Genomic DNA, 17,722 nt, shown 5'->3' with positions numbered 1-17,722 from the left:
GTGATCAGAATATCTGACCACTCTTTTTATGTTCATGGGGCATGAGGTAGAAGCTAAGGGTAGGGCAGGACACAACTATATAAGTTGAACTATTCTTTTACACGTTAACGAAGAGGACAGAAAAAACCTGGAAAAGCGAAGCGCTCGCCTGAAAGCTTTCTGCAAGAAAGCTACATCGGAAGCATACGCTTATCACCGGATTTTCCCTTTGGAAAAGGGAATTAAAAAAAATCTGGGGATAACAGCTACTCTCCAGGTTATTCTGTCATCGGAGTGGATTGTGTAAAACCTTTAGTTCAATTTATATAGATAGAAAGACTTGAAACGAAAGGCGCAGATACATATATGTGTCTGTGTGGTAAACTGTTCTTAATGTGTTTACATAGATCGTTGTTGCAAATAACAGCTGGATAACGTGTGATTTAACTGGCTAATCTGAGAATGGAGGGATTCGGAGATGAATCTATTGAAGAAAAAGGTACTTGGCGGAACAGGACTAGCATTATCGATGCTATTGCTATCAGCTTGTGGATCGGAGAGCACACCAGCTGCATCTGTAGATACAAGTGCGCTACAAGAGAGGATCGCTGGGCTGGAGAAAAAGCTGACCGAGCAGGGAATCAAAAGTGATGAGCAAGCACGGAAAATTGCTGCACTTGAGAAAAAGCTGAACGAATTTGGCACAGCTGGCATTGCTGGACAAGGGACTGGCGGTCAGAAGCCTGTGGCTGGCGGAAACAACGGATCTGCTGGAAAAGGAGACGGAGTGCTGATTACGTTTGCACAGTATGAGAAGCTGGAGGTTGGCATGACTGTTGAAGAGGTCATCAACATTCTAGGCGGTGAAGGTGAAGCGCTAAGTGAAGCGGAGAACATGGTGGTGTACAACTATAAAGGCACCGCGGGCAACGGCGGCAACGCAGTAATTGCTTTTCAAAGCGGAAAACTGCTCACGAAGGCGCAGTCGGGATTGGAGTAGGCTGGTAGCTGAGGAGTAAGAAGCAAGTTAAGAATTGAATAAGAGTAGAGTATAGGTAACGACAAGGGCAGAGCAAGGATAAGAGTAAAAACGTGAATGGACGCTTGAAGTTAAAATTAAAGTTGAAGCATTCCAGCAAGGATACCTGTGGGTGGGTATCGTTGGGGGGGTGCTTTTTTGATCTTATGGGAAAGATAGATGTGCACATTTTGAGGAAGAGGCTTTTTTCGTTGCAAGAGTGGCAAGTTTTTGCGCGGATCAGCGATGTAGGGGTTTCTTTTCCGCGGCAGGTGTGATAGAACTGAGAAGTGGCTATCCTGTAATGGGATAAGCGGTTGTGATTCGGGAACATAGCTGGTGACAGAAAGGATGCTTAACGGATGTACGTTGTATGCAAAGAACACGTGGACATTGCCATCGACATGTTTGTAGATGAATATGAGGACGCTCCGGATATCGTGGATCTGAAGGAGACGGAATTTGCCGACTGGGACCCGCCTGCCAAATGCGCTGAGTGCGATCAGCACGCGGAATTCCTTGTCGTTTAGCGTACTGTAGAGCAGGCCGCCAGGGGTGCTATTGGATGTTGCTATGAGATGATGATGTTGTTGTGCATGGCGTAGCAGCGGTAGAGCGCTTGGCGTTAGTCTTGGTTCGATCCGGTATGAACATCACAGCAAGGTGCAGAGAGAGCGTGTTGAGCGCTCTTTTTGTATTTGTGGGGAGAGCGAGAGGCTGTGGCGTGAGTGTGTGTTGGTGAGCGAATGGGCTGGGGCAAGGAGGAGAGCGGAGAGAATGAAAGTGGTAAGACGCAGGCAGGAAAAGCGCTTAGAGCCATGCGAAATAAAGTGACAGTGGACTAGAATTAAGAATTAGCGAGTTTTAGCGGTAAGAGAAAGGGTGACTGCAGAACTTTGCGAAGGTAAGTGTGGAGCGGCAAGGCGTAGCGTAGGCATCGGCATGTAAGAGCTGGAGAGCGGTAAAAGCAGAATGGGCTAGAGCTTTGGGTGGTGATTGAGGGCGTGGTTAGCGAGTGCGAATTGTAACGATCATGAGAGAGCTTATTTGGGGAGAATGAGCATGGTTGAAATTCTAACGATCCGTATAGAGCTTATTTTGATAAAATTGCCTCAAACAGGGTGAAAAATGCACAGTTTGGAGGAAATAGCGTCATCTGTGATCGTTAGATTTTAAAAGTGGGCAATTCGGGCTGAATAAGGTTTGTGGTGATCGTTAGAGTTTTTGGAATGAACTTGGTGTGGATGAACGATGCGATTGAAGCATCTAACATATAGCTGGATGGCAAGAGGACGATTCAGGAGGAATGATGAGATGTTGATTCAAATTATTGGCGTAGGCAAATTGAAGGAAAAATATTTAACGCTGGGCATTCAGGAATATGCCAAGCGACTCGCCCCGTACATCAAGTTTCAGATGATCGAGGTCGCAGACGAGAAAGCGCCCGATACCCTGAGCGAAGCTGAGGTAAGGGCGGTAAAAGAGCGCGAGGGCGAACGCATCCTCGCGCATGTGAAGAGCGAGGCGCATGTCGTCGCGCTCGCACTGGATGGCCAGCTCTGGAGTTCGGAGGAGCTGGCTGTAGAGATCGACAAGCTCGGCACGTATGGGACGAGCCATGTCGTGTTTGTCATCGGAGGAAGCCACGGGCTCTCCGATGAGGTGTTGCGCCGCGCGAAGCAGCGCTTGAGCTTTGGGCGAATGACCCTGCCGCATCAATTAATGCGGCTGGTGTTGGTTGAGCAGATTTATCGCGCAGTGAAGATAAATCGGGGTGAACCGTATCATAAATAAGCAAAGCCCTTCGTCATATAATACCCTTTAATATTAAATTCGTGGCTCTAACATCCCAAAAATAATGATAAAATAACAAGAAGCACTGCGTTCGGATTGGAGAGGGAACAGGGATGGTTTTTACAGAAGGGATTCTTTTAAATGAATTGATGGACGGTGCCTTAATGGAAGTCGGTACCTTCTTACATATAGCAATAGGACTGACGGATTCGGTGCATCATGCTCATAAGCGGAAGGAACGATGTGGGAATTTGAATCCGGCGAATATCCGTATTCAGTTCAATCGGGAAGTCGTTATTCTTACAGATTCGCAACTGACGGATTACACCTATATGTCTCCCGAACAAACGGGCAAAATCAATTATATCCCAGACGGGCGTAGCGATTTGTATTCCCTGGGTATGCTCTATTATGAAATGCTGTCAGGCCGTCTGCCGTTTCACGCACACAGTGTGGAAGAATGGATACATGCGCACCTTGCTGTTGTACCGAAGCCGCTGAGTGAATGGCGTTCAGATCTGAGCGACTCGCTTGAGGCTGTTATTATGAAGCTGTTGTCGAAGGATCCGGAGGCGCGCTATCAGAGTGCTTATGGTTTATTAAGTGATTTGAAGCGGTGCGCTTTATTGCTGGAAGAAAAGGGAGAATTGACTTCTTTCGAGATCGCCCGTGCAGATGAGGCCAGCCGGTTTCGGCTTCCTCAGACTCTCTTTGGACGTGAAAGGGAAGAAGCAGCTCAAAGAGATGCTTTCGAACAGGCTAAAAAGGGTGAATCCTCGTTCGTTTTCGTCAGCGGAAGTGCAGGCAGTGGCAAGACGGTACTCGTCCGAGCGCTTCAGACGGTAGTTAGAAGGGATGGAGGTCGGTTCATTAGCGGCAAATGCGATATGATGAATCGCGACATTCCGTTCTCTTCTTTACTAGAAGCTTTGCGAAGCCTAATCCGACAAATATGGAGTGAATCGCCGGATCGAGTAGCGGAACTGAAGAAGCAATTAACAAAGGCTTTAGGCCAGGGAGCAGCTGTTATTATAGAGCTTTTACCGGAAGCTGCTGAGCTGTTCGATGTCATTCCAGCGATAGAACCGCTACATCCTGCGGAGGCTGCAATTCGCTTTAACCGGTTAATACCCATATTCATCAAGGTGTTTGTGGATAAGCAGAATCCCTTAATTATATTCCTCGATGATCTGCAATGGGCAGATCCTGCCACGATAGATGTTCTTCGTACCCTTGTACACGATCAGGCACGACCTGGTTTACTAGTAATCAGCGCGTTTCGGGAGGAGTTCGCTCCAGGCTGGAAGACAAACGAAGGAAATAAAGTAGATGCAGCAGCATGGATGGCAGAGTCGTTTGCCTTGGACGATGAATCACAATTATCTGTCCATCATATCCATCTGGAGGCGCTGTCCTATATCGAAGTGAGACAATTCGTATCCGATGTTCTGAATGAGAATTCAGCCCGTATTCGTGCGCTCGCTGAGGTGTTATACCACCGAACAGGCGGTAATCCCCTCTATTTGAATCGTCTGCTAGATAAGTTATATCGGGAGAATAAGATTTATTATGATGAGATAGAAGCGTCATGGGCATGGAATCCATCTGTCATTATGGAAATCCCTGAGGATCCTGACATTGCCCACTTGATTGAGGCTCGTATTCGTATGCTATCCCCTGCCAAAATCGAGCTGTTAGCGATAGGTGCCGCTATCGGACATCGTTTCCATTCATTAACGATCTCATTAGTAAGTGGACATCCTCTGCTGCAAGTACGCAGACTTCTGCATGCTATAGAGGAAGAGGGGCTAATCTGTCGAGAACATGAGAGCGATACATCAGACGATGTGGAACGTTATCGATTTTTGCATGACCGTATTCAACAGGCGGCTTACATGACCATGTCTGAATCAAACAAAACGAGCTTACATCTGACCATTGGCCGGGTGATACGCGATGATTTATCCAATGAAGGTGGATTTACGATTTTTGATCGGGTACACCACTTGAATTTGGGTAGTGAGAAGATAGAGGATGACGCAGAGAAAAGAGAGCTGGCTGAATTTAACTATGAGGCGGGATTGAAATCTAAGGCATCAACCGCATTTGCGTCTGCCCTTTACTTCTATAAGATTGCTTTACGTCTGTCTGATGGTGATTGGAAGAATACAGCCTCCCTTGATTACCGTATCATGCTGGAGATAACCGAATGTGAATACATGTGTGGTCATACAGATCGTGCAGAGGAACTACTGGCGAACTTGATGTCTTGTACAACGAACGATGTGGAACGTTCCCGTATTTATTTGATCCGTATTGCCATGTATTCGTATTTGAAGAAGGATGATACAGCTGTCCATATTGGGCAGCAGGCGTTGGCAGAGTTGGGCTGGCAGTTCCCAAGCAAGCCTTCCAAAGCATTAGTGATCAAGGAAATCTTACTCACCCAAAGCGCATTGTTCAATAAGGCTAACGATATTTCTCATTTACCGATTAATTCTGATCCCCGTTATAAAGCATTGTCAGATTTGGTCATGGCAATTTCGCTCCCTGCCTATGTACTAAGTATTGAGCAATCAGCTGTGTTATTCTCAAGATTTGTACGATATGGTCTAAAGCATGGAAACAATGAGGCGTTCTCCTTTATGCTTGCCAGCTACGGGATGGTTATTTACAAAATATCAGGTTTCCGTACGGGGACTCAATATGTAGATCAGGCATCCCGTCTAGCCTCTTTTTTTGATAGCGCAGACCTGCAAAGCCGATTGTATTATCTGAAAGGTCTCGTAGGAATTATCGACCCGGATGAAGGAATCAAGCAGTTTGAGAAATCGATCCAAGCCGGGATGGAATCGACTAATCTAACCTATGTTAACATTGCGATGATGACGACGATAACCAACTACACCGAGAATTTGCATTCATTAGCTGCACGGATCCAAGCGTATGAAGAGACTTCGCAGCAGCTTGTGGACGGCGTCACACGCAACATTTTCCGGAGGGCAAAATCGTATATCGCACAAATGCAAGATGGGGCTGAAGATCACGATGACCCTGTTACGCCATTACTGAACGAGACATACAAGGATTTTGTGAATAACGAGGTCTATTACACGTGTACCTGTAACCTGGAAATTGCTTATCTCTTCGGTCGGTACCATGAAGCTCTTGAATGGGCCCATAGAGGGGAGAAGAATACATTCCTCCAGACGCGGCCGCATGTTCGTAAACAAAGGATGTATCATTCGTTGACGCTTGCTGCTATGTACTCGGAAGCGTCACTCAACGAGCAGAAGAAGATCCGTATGAAGCTGCGTAAGCACTTGCGTGCCATGAAGCGATGGTCTGGCTATAGCGGCAAGGATTCGTCTACTTATTTGCTGTTATCCGCTGAATGTTATCGGATAGAGGGCAATAGAGTCGATGCCGCACAATTATACGAAAAGGCTATACGAGCAGCTCGCCACGCAGGAGAGGGGCTCATGGAGGCTATTGCTTGTGAACGAGCCGCTGTATTCTATGGGCATATGGAGAGCGTGAGCGGTGCGAGGGCACTTATGGCTGATGCTTGCGACGCTTATTCAAGATGGGGTGCTACGGCTAAAGCCGTTCAACTGAGAGCTAGCCATCCAGAGTTAAGAGCAGCTACGAATGAGGGAGTGGAGGAAGACAAGCCAGTCACAGAGCAGAATGGCGCAATCGATATCAGCTCTGAAGCGATGGCTTGGCGTATTGCGAACAATCGGCAATTCAAGCAACAGCCAGAATGGATGGAATCAGTAGACCATTGTCATACCATGGATCAATTTCTGGCGCTTGCTATCCGCTATTCGGGTGCGGAAAGAGGTTGTATTGTGGGTAGCGATAGTGAAGGAGCAATTTGCGCCATTGAAAAAGAAGGTACGTTGAGCGATCACAAGGGAGCTTCGTATGGGGAGTCGATTGTCAGATATGTTCTGAAAACAGGAGAGTCGGTCATACTTGAGGATGCTTTGTACAGCTCTTATTCGGCTGATCCTTCGATGAGTAGCCGCCAGTCCCAATCCGTACTGTGTATGCCTGTTCTTTTCACAAACGAACGAACGCCCTTCGCGCTTTACTTGGAGAACAGTCTCATCGCCGGCGTTTTTACTCCGGATACGCGGACCATGCTAGAGCAAATGATTGCCCAAATGATGTATGTAACATCGTTGAATGAATCACGCGGCCAGAGTGATTCACCCGTTGTTTCGTCAATTAAACCATCATCCACTCCTGCCGTAGCTTCAAAGCAGGTCTTCGAATCACTCACGAATCGTGAAACAGAGATCTTGTACGCGCTGACAGATGGATTGTCGAACAAAGAGATTGCCTATCGATTCGGGTTAACAGAAGGAACCGTCAAAAGTTATATTCATAACGTATATGGCAAACTGGGAGTGAAACGAAGAAGTCAGGCGATTGCCCGCGCCAAGGAGTTGGAACTCATTAATTAGGCTATTTTCTACAATATTTTCGAGACACTAACTTTGGTTAGTGTTTTTTTTATGGCTTGGGCCCTATACTGAGGACCGAATTCAATAGTGGTATGGAGGAGAAAACGACATGAGTACAAGATTTCGAGTAGGTAGGAAGGTAACGGCGCTCTTACTTATCATGATGATGGTAATCGGCAGTATGCCGGGATTGCTTACAACAGAAGGAGGTAAGGTTTTTGCGGCTGATTTTAGCGGCGGTGATGGATCGGTAGAGAATCCTTATCTGATTACTTCACCGGAGGAACTAAACGTTATTCGTGATTATCCGGACAAGCATTATAAACTGGCAAATGATATTGACCTGACAGCGTTTCTTGAGGAGGGCAATGGTCTTGACGGTAGTACGTCATGGCAGCCGATCAATAATTTTTCAGGGTCATTGGATGGTGCCGGGCATATCATTACAGGATTGAATATAGACCTTCCTTTTAATTCTCTTGTTGGACTTTTTGGTTTTATAAAGGATACTGGTTCTGTTACGGCAATTGGTCTGGAAGATGTCCGTATAATAGGGTATGGCGTTGTTGGAGGTATGGCAGGAAGCTTAGAGGGTGAGATCTCGAACAGTTATATAACAGGTACCGTATCGGGATCGAGTTATTATGTAGGAGGACTGGTTGGACAAGCTGTTAACAATTCGTCGATTAAAAACAGCTATTCGATGGCTGCCGCTTCGGGGAATAGTAATGTGGGTGGAATAGCTGGATTTAAGCATCCAACGGTTATGATCGAAAATACGTATGCTACAGGAAACGTAGCAGCAACTCGGCAGCAAGGCGCAATAGTAGGTGATGGTGGATCTAACCTCGTTATTAATAGCTACTACGACCAAATCACGACAGGAGTTAGTAGTGGTGTAGGGAACGGAAAAAGTACAGAAGAAATGAAGCTCCAAGCTACATTTGCAGGTTGGGATTTCGATCAGATTTGGTTTGTTTCACCTCATCAATATCCTCAATTAAGAATATTTGTGAATGCTGAACCTGTAGCTTCCCCAGACCCTGCAGATGGATCTGTCGCGGTAGGTTCAGAAGTGACGCTTACGGGTGAGAGAGCGGATACTGAAATTTATTACACGACAAACGGCGAGACGCCGACAAGAGCTAGTGCATTATACGATTCAGGCACGCCAATCGTAATCAACGACGATGTCACGATCAAAGCGATGGCGGTGTATCCGGGGAAATTAGATAGCCCGATTATGAGCAAGAGCTATAAGATTGTACGATCAGCAGCTCCTTCAACCGCAACGTTGGAGAAAGGGTCACAGTATGGAACGAAGCTAAATAATGTGACGAGCCTGATGGAATATAAGGTGAATGATGGAGCGTTTCAACGTATTACAGGGACAAATGTAGATAATATTTCTGTGCAACCGGGCGATAAAATCTATGTTAGATTCCTTGCCGACAATGAGAACCCAGCGTCTTATGAGCAAGAGTTACTGGTAGCTGAGGAACATATCGGCTTAAAAACAGATGCTACGCTGACCTCGACAATCGGAACAGTAAGTCAACTCGGAACAGCTAATGAATCCATAACCGATGTTCCATACAGTACGAGTTTGGCAGATCTGAGGGGAGCGATCACGCCAGCGGCGAATGCTACGTTTCAGATTTACAAATCGGATGGAACCACGTTAGCCACTGAACTGGTGACGGGCATAAAAGTCATTGTTACCGCTGAAGATGGAGTGACGCAGACTACGTATACCGTGACGATGAGTGCTCCAACGGCAATTAAGACGGCAGCGATCAGCGGGTTAGCTGTTCCAGTCGTGGGCGAAGAGCCAATTCGACAGATAGATACAAATGAATATACCGCATCCGTGACTTGGTCTCCAGAGGTGGCTTCCCGGTATGCTCAGGGAGAGACTTACACGGCTACCCTGACGATTACACCCAAGAGAGGGTATGGGTTAACGGGGGTGCCTGCGAATTTCTTCACGGTAGCAGGTGCGACGATTGTCACCAATTCAGCCGATTCCGGTGTAGTGACGGTAACATTCCCGGCAACAAAGTTCCTATTTTCCGGTGGCTCGGGAACAGTAGCGGATCCTTATCTGATTGGAACGGCATCTGAACTGAATAAGATTAGAGATTTCTTGGATTCGAGCTTTAAGTTAACAGCGGATATCGATTTGAGCGGCTATGCAGAAGGAGCAGGCTGGGCGCCAATCGGTTCCGATTGGTACAATGCGTTTGAAGGAAACTTCGATGGCAATGGTTATACGATCAAGAATTTAACGATAAATACAACAAGTTCTGATTTTACAGGGTTATTCGGCTATATCGAGAGAAGCGCGACGGTCAATAATGTCATTCTGGAAAATATCGATGTAGTCAGCAGTAAAGGCTATGTAGGTGGACTAGTTGGAGCGAGCGATGGAAACATCACAAACAGCGGGGTCGTCACAGGGCGTGTAAGCGGGGGGGACGGCTCATATACAGGCGGGTTGGTTGGTGATAACTTCTCCACAATTAGCGATAGCTTCTATAAGGGAAATGTGAGCGGAACGGCGGACGTTGCAGGCGGGTTAGTCGGCTATAATGAGGGGACGATTAGAAATAGCTTTGCTATCGGAAGTATTAGCGGTCTGTACACAGGTGGGCTTGTAGGATCGAATGATGGACCACTATCTTATAGCTACTTCCATGGAAGCGTAGATGGGAAAAATGTTGCAGCGGGATTAGTTGCAGCAAACTCGTTTCGTGTCGATAACAGCTATGCAAAGGCTACCCTAACAGGAGAAGGAAGTTTAAGCGGCTTAGTTGGGATGGGTGGCGGTGCGTTAAAAAATAGCTTTTACGAGAGTGAGACAACCGGACAACCGAGTGTAGGGACGGCACTAACGACAGCGGAGATGAAGACGCAAGCCAGTTATACAGATTGGGATTTCGGTCAGATCTGGACAATAGATTCCGCAGTTAATAATGGATATCCTTACTTGCGGAGCTCAGAGCTTCAAGTCACCTATAACGGAAATGGTAAAACGGGTGGAGAATTGCCGATTGCCCAAACCTCTCATGTTCGAGGAGATACGGTTAGCGTTAGTGGAAACACAGGCAATTTGGTCAGAAATGGTTACACCTTTGCGGGATGGAATACCTTAGCGGATGGATCCGGCAAAAATTATTCGGAGGCAGATCGTTTTACGATTACGGCGAGTAAGACATTGTTTGCGAAATGGGTCAGCACCCTTTCAACGTTAACCTCTACAATTGGAACCGTAAGCACAGGCGGGACGGCCAATGAAACGCTGACGAACATTCCTTACGGAACAACGTTAGCCGCATTGAAGGCCGCTATCACTCCATCTGCAGATGCGACATTTGAGGTGTATGCGGCGAATGGGACTGATCTTGCGACTGCATTATTGACAGGTAGCAAGGTCGTTGTGACGGCGCAGGATGGAAAAACGAAAACGACCTATACGGTAACCGTACTAGCAGCACCGATCACACCAACACCTACCGTTCCGTCGCCGACACCGTCAACACCAGCTATCGTGCCGACGCCAAAACCATCAACGCCAGCTAAAGTATCGTCAACAGACGGCAGTCTAACGCTTCCAGTTGGATCACTTGGCGAGGTTAGTCTGGAAGATCAGTTGAAGATTACTGTTCCTGTAGGCGCAGTCAATCAGGAACTGAAATTAACAATTTCAAAATGGCTGGATACGGAAAGTGTTCTCACTCATAAAGAGGTGCTAGCAAGCCCGGTATATGAAGTGTTGAAAAACATTCCGGGTAATTTCATCAAGCCTGTAACGTTAACCTTTACCTTCGATGCGAGTCATGTGAAGAGCGGTCAAGGGGTTGCGGTCTTCTATTTCGATGAAGAGAAGAAAGAATGGGTAGAAGTGAAAGGCAGTAAGACAAGTGGAAATTCGATTACAGTAGAGGTTGATCACTTTACGAAGTTCGCGGTACTTGTTGTAGACCAGGCGACAGGGCTTCCTGTGTCAGATGAAGGGGCGGTAACCCCTACCGAACCTGAAAGTAGATTTAGCGATATCGCGGGACATTGGGCTGAAGCAAGCATCAAGCAAGCAGTCAAAGACGGAATCGCGAAAGGCTACGATGACGGAACGTTTAAGCCAGGTAAAACGATAACCCGTGCGGAGTTTACAGTCATGCTGATGAATGCAGTGCAGGTTCAGGAAGCAGGCGAAGCGCTGACCTTCACAGATAAAGCGACCATTGGGGAATGGGCACAGGCTGCGGTAGCACAAGCTGTGCAAGCGGGCATTATTAGCGGCTACAGCGATGGTACCTTCCAGGCGAATGCAAAAATTACGCGCGCAGAGATGGCGACGATGCTGGGGAAAGCATTTGGTCTGCCACTGGACCCGAATGCCGTTACTTCCTTCGCAGATGACGGGACAATCCCAGTCTGGGCTAAAAGCGTAGTAGCCATGCTGCAAGAACGCGGTATAGTGAACGGAACGGGGGTAAATACGTTTAATCCTCATAAACAAGCAACAAGAGCGGAAGCGATTGTTATGCTTTTGAATATGAATAAAGAATAATCTCATAAAGGCGACTAGGGAGAGTTCACACTTCCTTGCAAGACAAATATGCCAAAAGGCTGGACGGAAAACCTTACGGTTTTTCGCCCAGCCTTTTTATTGTGTAAAATAGATTTGTATGTGCGTAGGCTTTGGGCTAAATGTCTGAATTAGAATTTGTTCCGTTATTGAATTAGGGAACAAATAAAGGAATTGAAATAAGATTTTCTATATTGACGGAATGTTTAGTTAATAATAAAGTGGACTAATTATATTGCTTTCAAATGTAATGAAGAAGACAAGTAGATCCGGAAAAGCCCTTTAGAGAACTGCCGCCTGGTGCGAGGCAGCGGAGATCCGAATCAAAAAATCACCTCTGAGCAAGCTCTCGAAATAATAGTAGATGGGCCCGGGATTCTACCGTTACAAAGAAGCATCGTTGTTGGGTAAGGAATACCCGTTGATAACGCCTCCGAAGCTATTTAGCGAAATTATCTTACTGATTACTTTGGTGGCATTTCATTTATGTTAAGGTTTGATGGAAATTCACCAAGCGGGTATAGAATCTTGACTACGGTACATCGCAGCACAATTTACGCCGATAGACCCGATACGGAGAACCGTACCACAAGTAGGGTGAAAAATTGGACATGAGAATAAATAAGGAGGGCTCTTAAACTCTTTTTAGCTTATGTGCCTCAAGGACTTGTATAGGTGAGGAAATCCCTTTTTATGCTACTGAAAGTAGGTCTTACAAATGTATGCTAATGATTTTAATGGAGAAATTGTAATAAATAAAGAATCGCAGGTAATTGAGTTTATTCGAAATCGTCCAGCATTTAATGCCAATCAGTTTATTTTTACCTTTGAAGGAAGTGGTGCCCCTCAATTATGTGCTTTTGTTCGGGATGATTATTGTGTGTTGTACTTTTTAGATGCTGAACAAAAGGGAACTTTTGCTTCTTACGGTGATGACAATATTAGGGACGAAACGGTTACCTTTTACGAGGATGTTCATGGCGCAGAAGTAGTTTTAGCAAGTACAATGGTTATTACAGTTAAACAAATGACTGATGCGTGCACAGAATTTTTCAAGACGAAAACTCGTCCAACATGTATTAAATGGATGGAATTGTAGTTTATTAGTATATCGTTTTGATTTAGATTCAGCTAGGTTCCAGCCCAAAGGATATAAAGTACTACTTCATAGTCGCTACTAACAACAAGTCTATACTTTTTAACGTCACAAGTACCATCTACTGAAACGTTACTACTATTGTTTGCTTAAGATATGTTCTAATCCTCAGTCACTAGTACCGAATTTAAGTTTCACATATTCATTCGTTCCAATAAGCCCAAATTCCTCAATTAAAGAATTCCGAGTGACTAAGAAGGGAAGTTCATCTTTAAACTCATTTTTGATAGCATTCTCAACATAGGCTTCTGTAACTTTATCATATGTTTTCGTTGCTCCAATGAGCAATGTAGCCACTTCCATAACAATCCTAAAGATATTAGTGGACGAACTTCATTCTGAGATCAGAAACGATCTGAACCTCTTTGAAGTAAGAGGCTATCCCAAATACAATTAGAGTGTTGTTTCAAGCAAAGCCTTATTTCCTGATTATCGAAATATAGGCTTCACACAAAAAAGGTCCAGTCACCCAAAGTGACTGGACCCTCAATAACAATCTAAATCTCAAACTCAAACTCAACATTACCCTTCTCGCTCAACTCAAACGGACCTGGTGTGACATCTGCATCGGGTCTTTTTGTGCCGAAAAAGTCGGAGTCGAAGCGATATGGAGTGCTGTCGGGTTCCACGTAATTCATATCGGCGTGATACGTCTTTCCAAGCAGGTCGGTGGTAATCACCATGGCAGAGGTGCCCCGAAGCAATTCGGGCTCATTAATCTGAATGTGCACCTTACCTAGAGCAGGATCAACCTCAATGTTTATGCCCTTCTGTGAATGTATCTTCGCATTTGACTCGTGATGACTTGGAACCGCATGATTGAGATATACATTGCCACCCATAGCTACCGGAAGAACAGCGTTTCCTATAAAGAAATCCTTCGCGGCATCGCCAAGCTCCATAAGCTCCTCTTTGGTGTATTCCCACCACTTCTTATCTTTCACATTCGGATATTGATCGTAATCGCCAAGTCCCACAGCATGCAGATAACAAATGGAATCGTCCGGCACACCATCCATGACCGTCTTCCCGTTCTCTCCAATGGCATCCCTTGGTTTGAGGGGGAGATGTTCAAAAAAGGTGATTGGAACAGGTTCCTTATTGGTGTCAGCGTTGTTATCACCCAAGAAGATATTGTTGTAATACCTGTCATCTCCTCCAGTGATATTGGAGTATCCCGCCATGGCTGTCTCATGAGGGAAGTGATACGGCGTAATCCGCATGATTTCGGAACGGACGACAAATCGGCCAGCAAATAAGTTATGAGCAAATGCCCCGCCCTGAGCCATATTTCTGAAATTCATAGGTGAGAGGAATAGATTGTGATCCACCATATATGGACCATGGCATACCTCAACGAAGAGGTCTTCTGAAATGTTGTCGAAAAATACATTACGACTAATCCGAGTGCCCTGTGCCTGCCAGTCAAGCCAAAGCGCGCGGTAACAACTATACATTATATTTTCATTAATTTTAGTATCTAGTGCAGCATGCAGTTTAATTCCCGCGACTTCGGCACCGTGTCTGAGCCGTTTGTGATGAATGTTATAAATCCGGTTCTGGTAAATGTGGCTGAAAGCTGCGCCCATATGACCCACAATACCTGCCTGCTCACAATCATGAATTATATTCCCTCGAACGATGTGACTGCCAACGTGATCTTTATGCCAACCGGAGCGTAATGCGCGTAAAATAACCTCCTGCTCCCGTTGAGTCCCGCCTTTACTACGCTTCTCCAAAGCGTTGGTGTGACCTGTCCCGATTTCGGTACCTAGGCTAACACCAACACATTTGGATTCACTGATTATGTTGTTCTCGATAATCCAGCCCTTGCTCCAGTGTGGTCCGATCAGACCTTCCTGGTAGTCCGTAGGGGGTGCCCATTGAGGCGAAGCTTGACGCAATGTGAAGCCACTCACGGTGATATAGTTCAATCCTGGTTTCTCGGGCCAGAAGCAATAAGGGCGTACATTAATCTCTACATTTTCCTTACGAGGATCTTTTCCGCCAAAACTAGCCCAGATCTTCGTCGTGGTAGAACCGACCTCGGCATACCATTTTAACAGTGAATCCTCGGGATACTTGGCTTGGGACCAAACTTCGGGATTGTGAACGCTTTCAACATTAGCGCATTCATACAATGATTTGCCATCCAAATAGACGTCGCCGAGATGAACCGGGAAGGGCCCGTCAAACAACCAGTCTCCACTGAGTTCCACCTCAAAGGGATTACGAACGGAAAAGATCGAATTGAGCACTTCGGTGCTCCAAACGTCATTTCCTTCGGACTTCCAGTCGGTAATCCGCTCAGCTCCTGTAATGACGACTTCCCCGTCTCCTGCGGATCGATAGACGATTCGATGCTCCGCTGTTCCTCCATTCGCCGGGTTAACCCATTCCCTGTATACTCCGGCATGAACGATAACTGTATCACCAGCCAGGGCATGAGCCGCAGCGCGTGATATGGTACGAAGGGGTTGATCGGCTGTTCCCTTGCCCTGATCATTCCCGTGTATGGATACATGATATTCCATAACAGCTCTCCTTCTCCCTACCTTAAACAGCTCGTAAGCGTTCCTTGCAAGCTTAAGGCAGACTCATTTTAAAATGTTTTATTGTTTTCCATTATTATACTAGAAAATCAATGTAATGGGAGAGACAGGAAGATGGATGTTTTATGAACAGCTGCTCTGGTGACATTGATCTGATGGAGATGACCCTGAAGAAATAGAGAAACCACTCCAATCTTTGGAGTGGTTTCTTACTTGGCTATTATTTTGCATTCGTCTATTCATATGGTGAACAGCAAACATCTTATCTTCTACCTAGTGTCTCCCAAATTCCATGGAGCCAGGAGTCGAACTCAGCATCTTTGTCGCCCTCGTAAGTATCATAGAGATCCAGACGTGTCTTTTGCAGTTTTTCCTTGAATTCCTCGAATGTGTGACCTTCGGGAAGGCTTTTTTTGATCCGTAGCAAAATTTTGTGAGTGCCTTTGAACAGCTCGCCTTTGTTTTTGGCAGGCATTTGTACATCTTCGCCCAAATGTTTGAGTTTGAGATATGCGGCTTCGCGCACTTGAAACACTTGATCATTTTTCAAAACATTCTGCAGCAACTTAATGGTTGATTCTGTATCCCAGTTCCCCAGTTCGTTCACCGCGTTCAGTCTGTCTCTCCAGCTTGATGTCCGATTAGCCGCTCGTTTGAGCTCTTCAAAATTTTCCGGCAGTCCGTTAACTGCTTCAGTATCATGGTTGTTCGTCAAAATTCAATCTCCTTAATCATCGCCGTCTTGGCAAATGATGAATGTTATTTATGTGATCCCTATTATAGCACTAACCTTGCTAAACTACTCCTCTGAAGCCGATGGGCTAGTCTAAACCACTTTCACCCAATTCATAAAGATGTTCCAACTGATCTACCCTCATTGCCAATCTCCCACTTCTGATTAGAGCTAGAGTCTACCACGTACACCCATCCAATCAGTCCACATAAGACAAAACCAAATGCGTGTAGAGCTCCGTAAATAGGTATAAAGTCGAGTATGGTTAAGGAGTACATCTTTTTCAGTAACGGATAGAAGATGGAAATGATAACAACTGTGTAAAAGGCCAGGCAAGAAAGGCCCAGGAAGAAGGATGCCTTCATATTTAAATTATTTTTCCTCAAGTAAGTCAGGAGATAAGCTGTATACACCACAATATTACAAGCGAACAAAGCGACACCAACGTACTCGATCGGCTTGGAGAAAATCATACCAAAAGCAATCAATAGCGGTCCGATAATATCGATGGCAACGACCCAGGGATACCAGCTTTTTTTCGCCATAATCCGTCCCAGTGCACCAATGAAAATCGGAACGATCGCAGATGAGAAATGAAAGTGAACCGAGCTTAAGGCATGCGTAGTAACATTGGCATTGAAAAGCTCCACTTGATATTGATATAACGTAAACCATATTCCCCCGATAAAAAAATAAACAAGTCCCGCGCCAATCGCGATTTCCGCTGCTTTTCCTTTAGCCATCACAATCGTGGTCAAGCCATAGATGCCCAGCAGTAGTGTGAACAGTAGCCAACCCAGGGAGAGCATGCCTGGTATTGCCGTGCCTTCGAAACCCCACATCTTATTGCTCATGACGGAAAATAGGGTAAGAAGCGCGGCAGGATATTGAAGCCACTTCATAAGAACAAACATTATTCGTTGCTGTTTATTCTGTGCATCATATCTCAAAAGTAAAATGACAAGAGGAACGATGACGAATGCCGCATACAGTATGAACTTTTCAACAAGTTGGAATTGGAAGTAATCCAAATAAAGTATAAGAATCGTCATGATTCCACCGGGAATCACAGGCATTAATAATGACTTCATTGGTTGCTTCGGAGAACGCTTCATGGCAGTTCCTTTCTAACTATATTTGTTGTATAAGCGGCGTACATTCAGGTATGTAGCATTCTTTAGGATAGACACGCAATGCTCGTTTAAGTTTAACACATTTCATTTTGAAAATATGGCCTAGTTGATTTACACTGCTATCTATGTAGTAGATGGAAGATCAGTATGTCTAGCCTATAAAGCTATATGCTCTAGACAACATGGTGAAGCGCACCACCACAAGTAACAGCAATTTTTTGAGAACCCCTTATAACTGAAAAAAGTAACTGGAAAAATGTTGTTCTTGGATTTCTTTCCCGAAGTGCTGCT

The 17,722-nt window shown here is 45.5% G+C and carries 10 protein-coding genes; 6 read left to right on the top strand and 4 right to left on the bottom strand.

Annotated features, from left to right (window positions below):
• Positions 1 to 457 precede the first annotated feature (457 nt).
• The 6 genes from M3629_RS16675 to M3629_RS16650 all read left to right on the top strand — a co-directional run bounded on the left by M3629_RS16675 (position 458) and on the right by M3629_RS16650 (position 12,956).
• Entirely contained in the window at positions 458 to 979 is a 522-nt protein-coding gene (locus M3629_RS16675; protein ID WP_251508508.1) for a hypothetical protein, read from the top strand.
• Between the two features lie 380 nt (positions 980 to 1,359).
• Entirely contained in the window at positions 1,360 to 1,527 is a 168-nt protein-coding gene (locus M3629_RS16670) for a CxxH/CxxC protein (protein WP_090923561.1), read from the top strand.
• Between the two features lie 784 nt (positions 1,528 to 2,311).
• Positions 2,312 to 2,791, top strand: a complete 480-nt coding sequence (rlmH, locus tag M3629_RS16665) for a 23S rRNA (pseudouridine(1915)-N(3))-methyltransferase RlmH (protein WP_123067026.1) — start codon at positions 2,312 to 2,314, stop codon at positions 2,789 to 2,791.
• A 113-nt stretch (positions 2,792 to 2,904) separates the two neighbouring features.
• Positions 2,905 to 7,266 (top strand): BREX system ATP-binding domain-containing protein, encoded by a 4,362-nt coding sequence (locus M3629_RS16660; RefSeq protein ID WP_251508506.1) that lies wholly within the window; start codon positions 2,905 to 2,907, stop codon positions 7,264 to 7,266.
• A gap of 109 nt (positions 7,267 to 7,375) precedes the next feature.
• Positions 7,376 to 11,839 carry an S-layer homology domain-containing protein gene (locus tag M3629_RS16655; RefSeq protein ID WP_251508504.1) on the top strand — a complete coding sequence of 1,488 codons (4,464 nt, stop codon included), beginning with the start codon at positions 7,376 to 7,378 and terminating at the stop codon, positions 11,837 to 11,839.
• 736 nt (positions 11,840 to 12,575) lie between these two features.
• Positions 12,576 to 12,956, top strand: coding sequence for an Imm1 family immunity protein (locus M3629_RS16650; RefSeq protein ID WP_090923558.1), 381 nt, complete (start codon positions 12,576 to 12,578; stop codon positions 12,954 to 12,956).
• A 165-nt stretch (positions 12,957 to 13,121) separates the two neighbouring features.
• Here the strand turns inward: M3629_RS16650 and M3629_RS16645 are convergent, their stop codons facing one another.
• From M3629_RS16645 to M3629_RS16630, 4 genes are all read right to left on the bottom strand, one after another.
• A complete protein-coding gene (locus M3629_RS16645) occupies positions 13,122 to 13,310 on the bottom strand; it encodes a hypothetical protein (protein ID WP_139168929.1) in 189 nt (62 codons plus the stop codon).
• A 200-nt stretch (positions 13,311 to 13,510) separates the two neighbouring features.
• Entirely contained in the window at positions 13,511 to 15,547 is a 2,037-nt protein-coding gene (locus M3629_RS16640; protein WP_251508502.1) for a right-handed parallel beta-helix repeat-containing protein, read from the bottom strand.
• A 280-nt stretch (positions 15,548 to 15,827) separates the two neighbouring features.
• Positions 15,828 to 16,280 carry a HEAT repeat domain-containing protein gene (locus M3629_RS16635; RefSeq protein ID WP_251508500.1) on the bottom strand — a complete coding sequence of 151 codons (453 nt, stop codon included), beginning with the start codon at positions 16,278 to 16,280 and terminating at the stop codon, positions 15,828 to 15,830.
• Positions 16,281 to 16,411: 131 nt separating this feature from the next.
• Positions 16,412 to 17,413, bottom strand: a complete 1,002-nt coding sequence (locus M3629_RS16630; protein WP_251508499.1) for a YndJ family transporter — start codon at positions 17,411 to 17,413, stop codon at positions 16,412 to 16,414.
• Between the last annotated feature and the right edge of the window lie 309 nt (positions 17,414 to 17,722).

This window comes from Paenibacillus polysaccharolyticus, from assembly GCF_023714295.1.
In the GTDB taxonomy this organism is placed as follows: Bacteria; Bacillota; Bacilli; order Paenibacillales; family Paenibacillaceae; genus Paenibacillus; species Paenibacillus polysaccharolyticus_A.
Note: the sequence above shows the minus strand (reverse complement) of the source record. Positions and strands in the feature narration are given on the sequence as shown.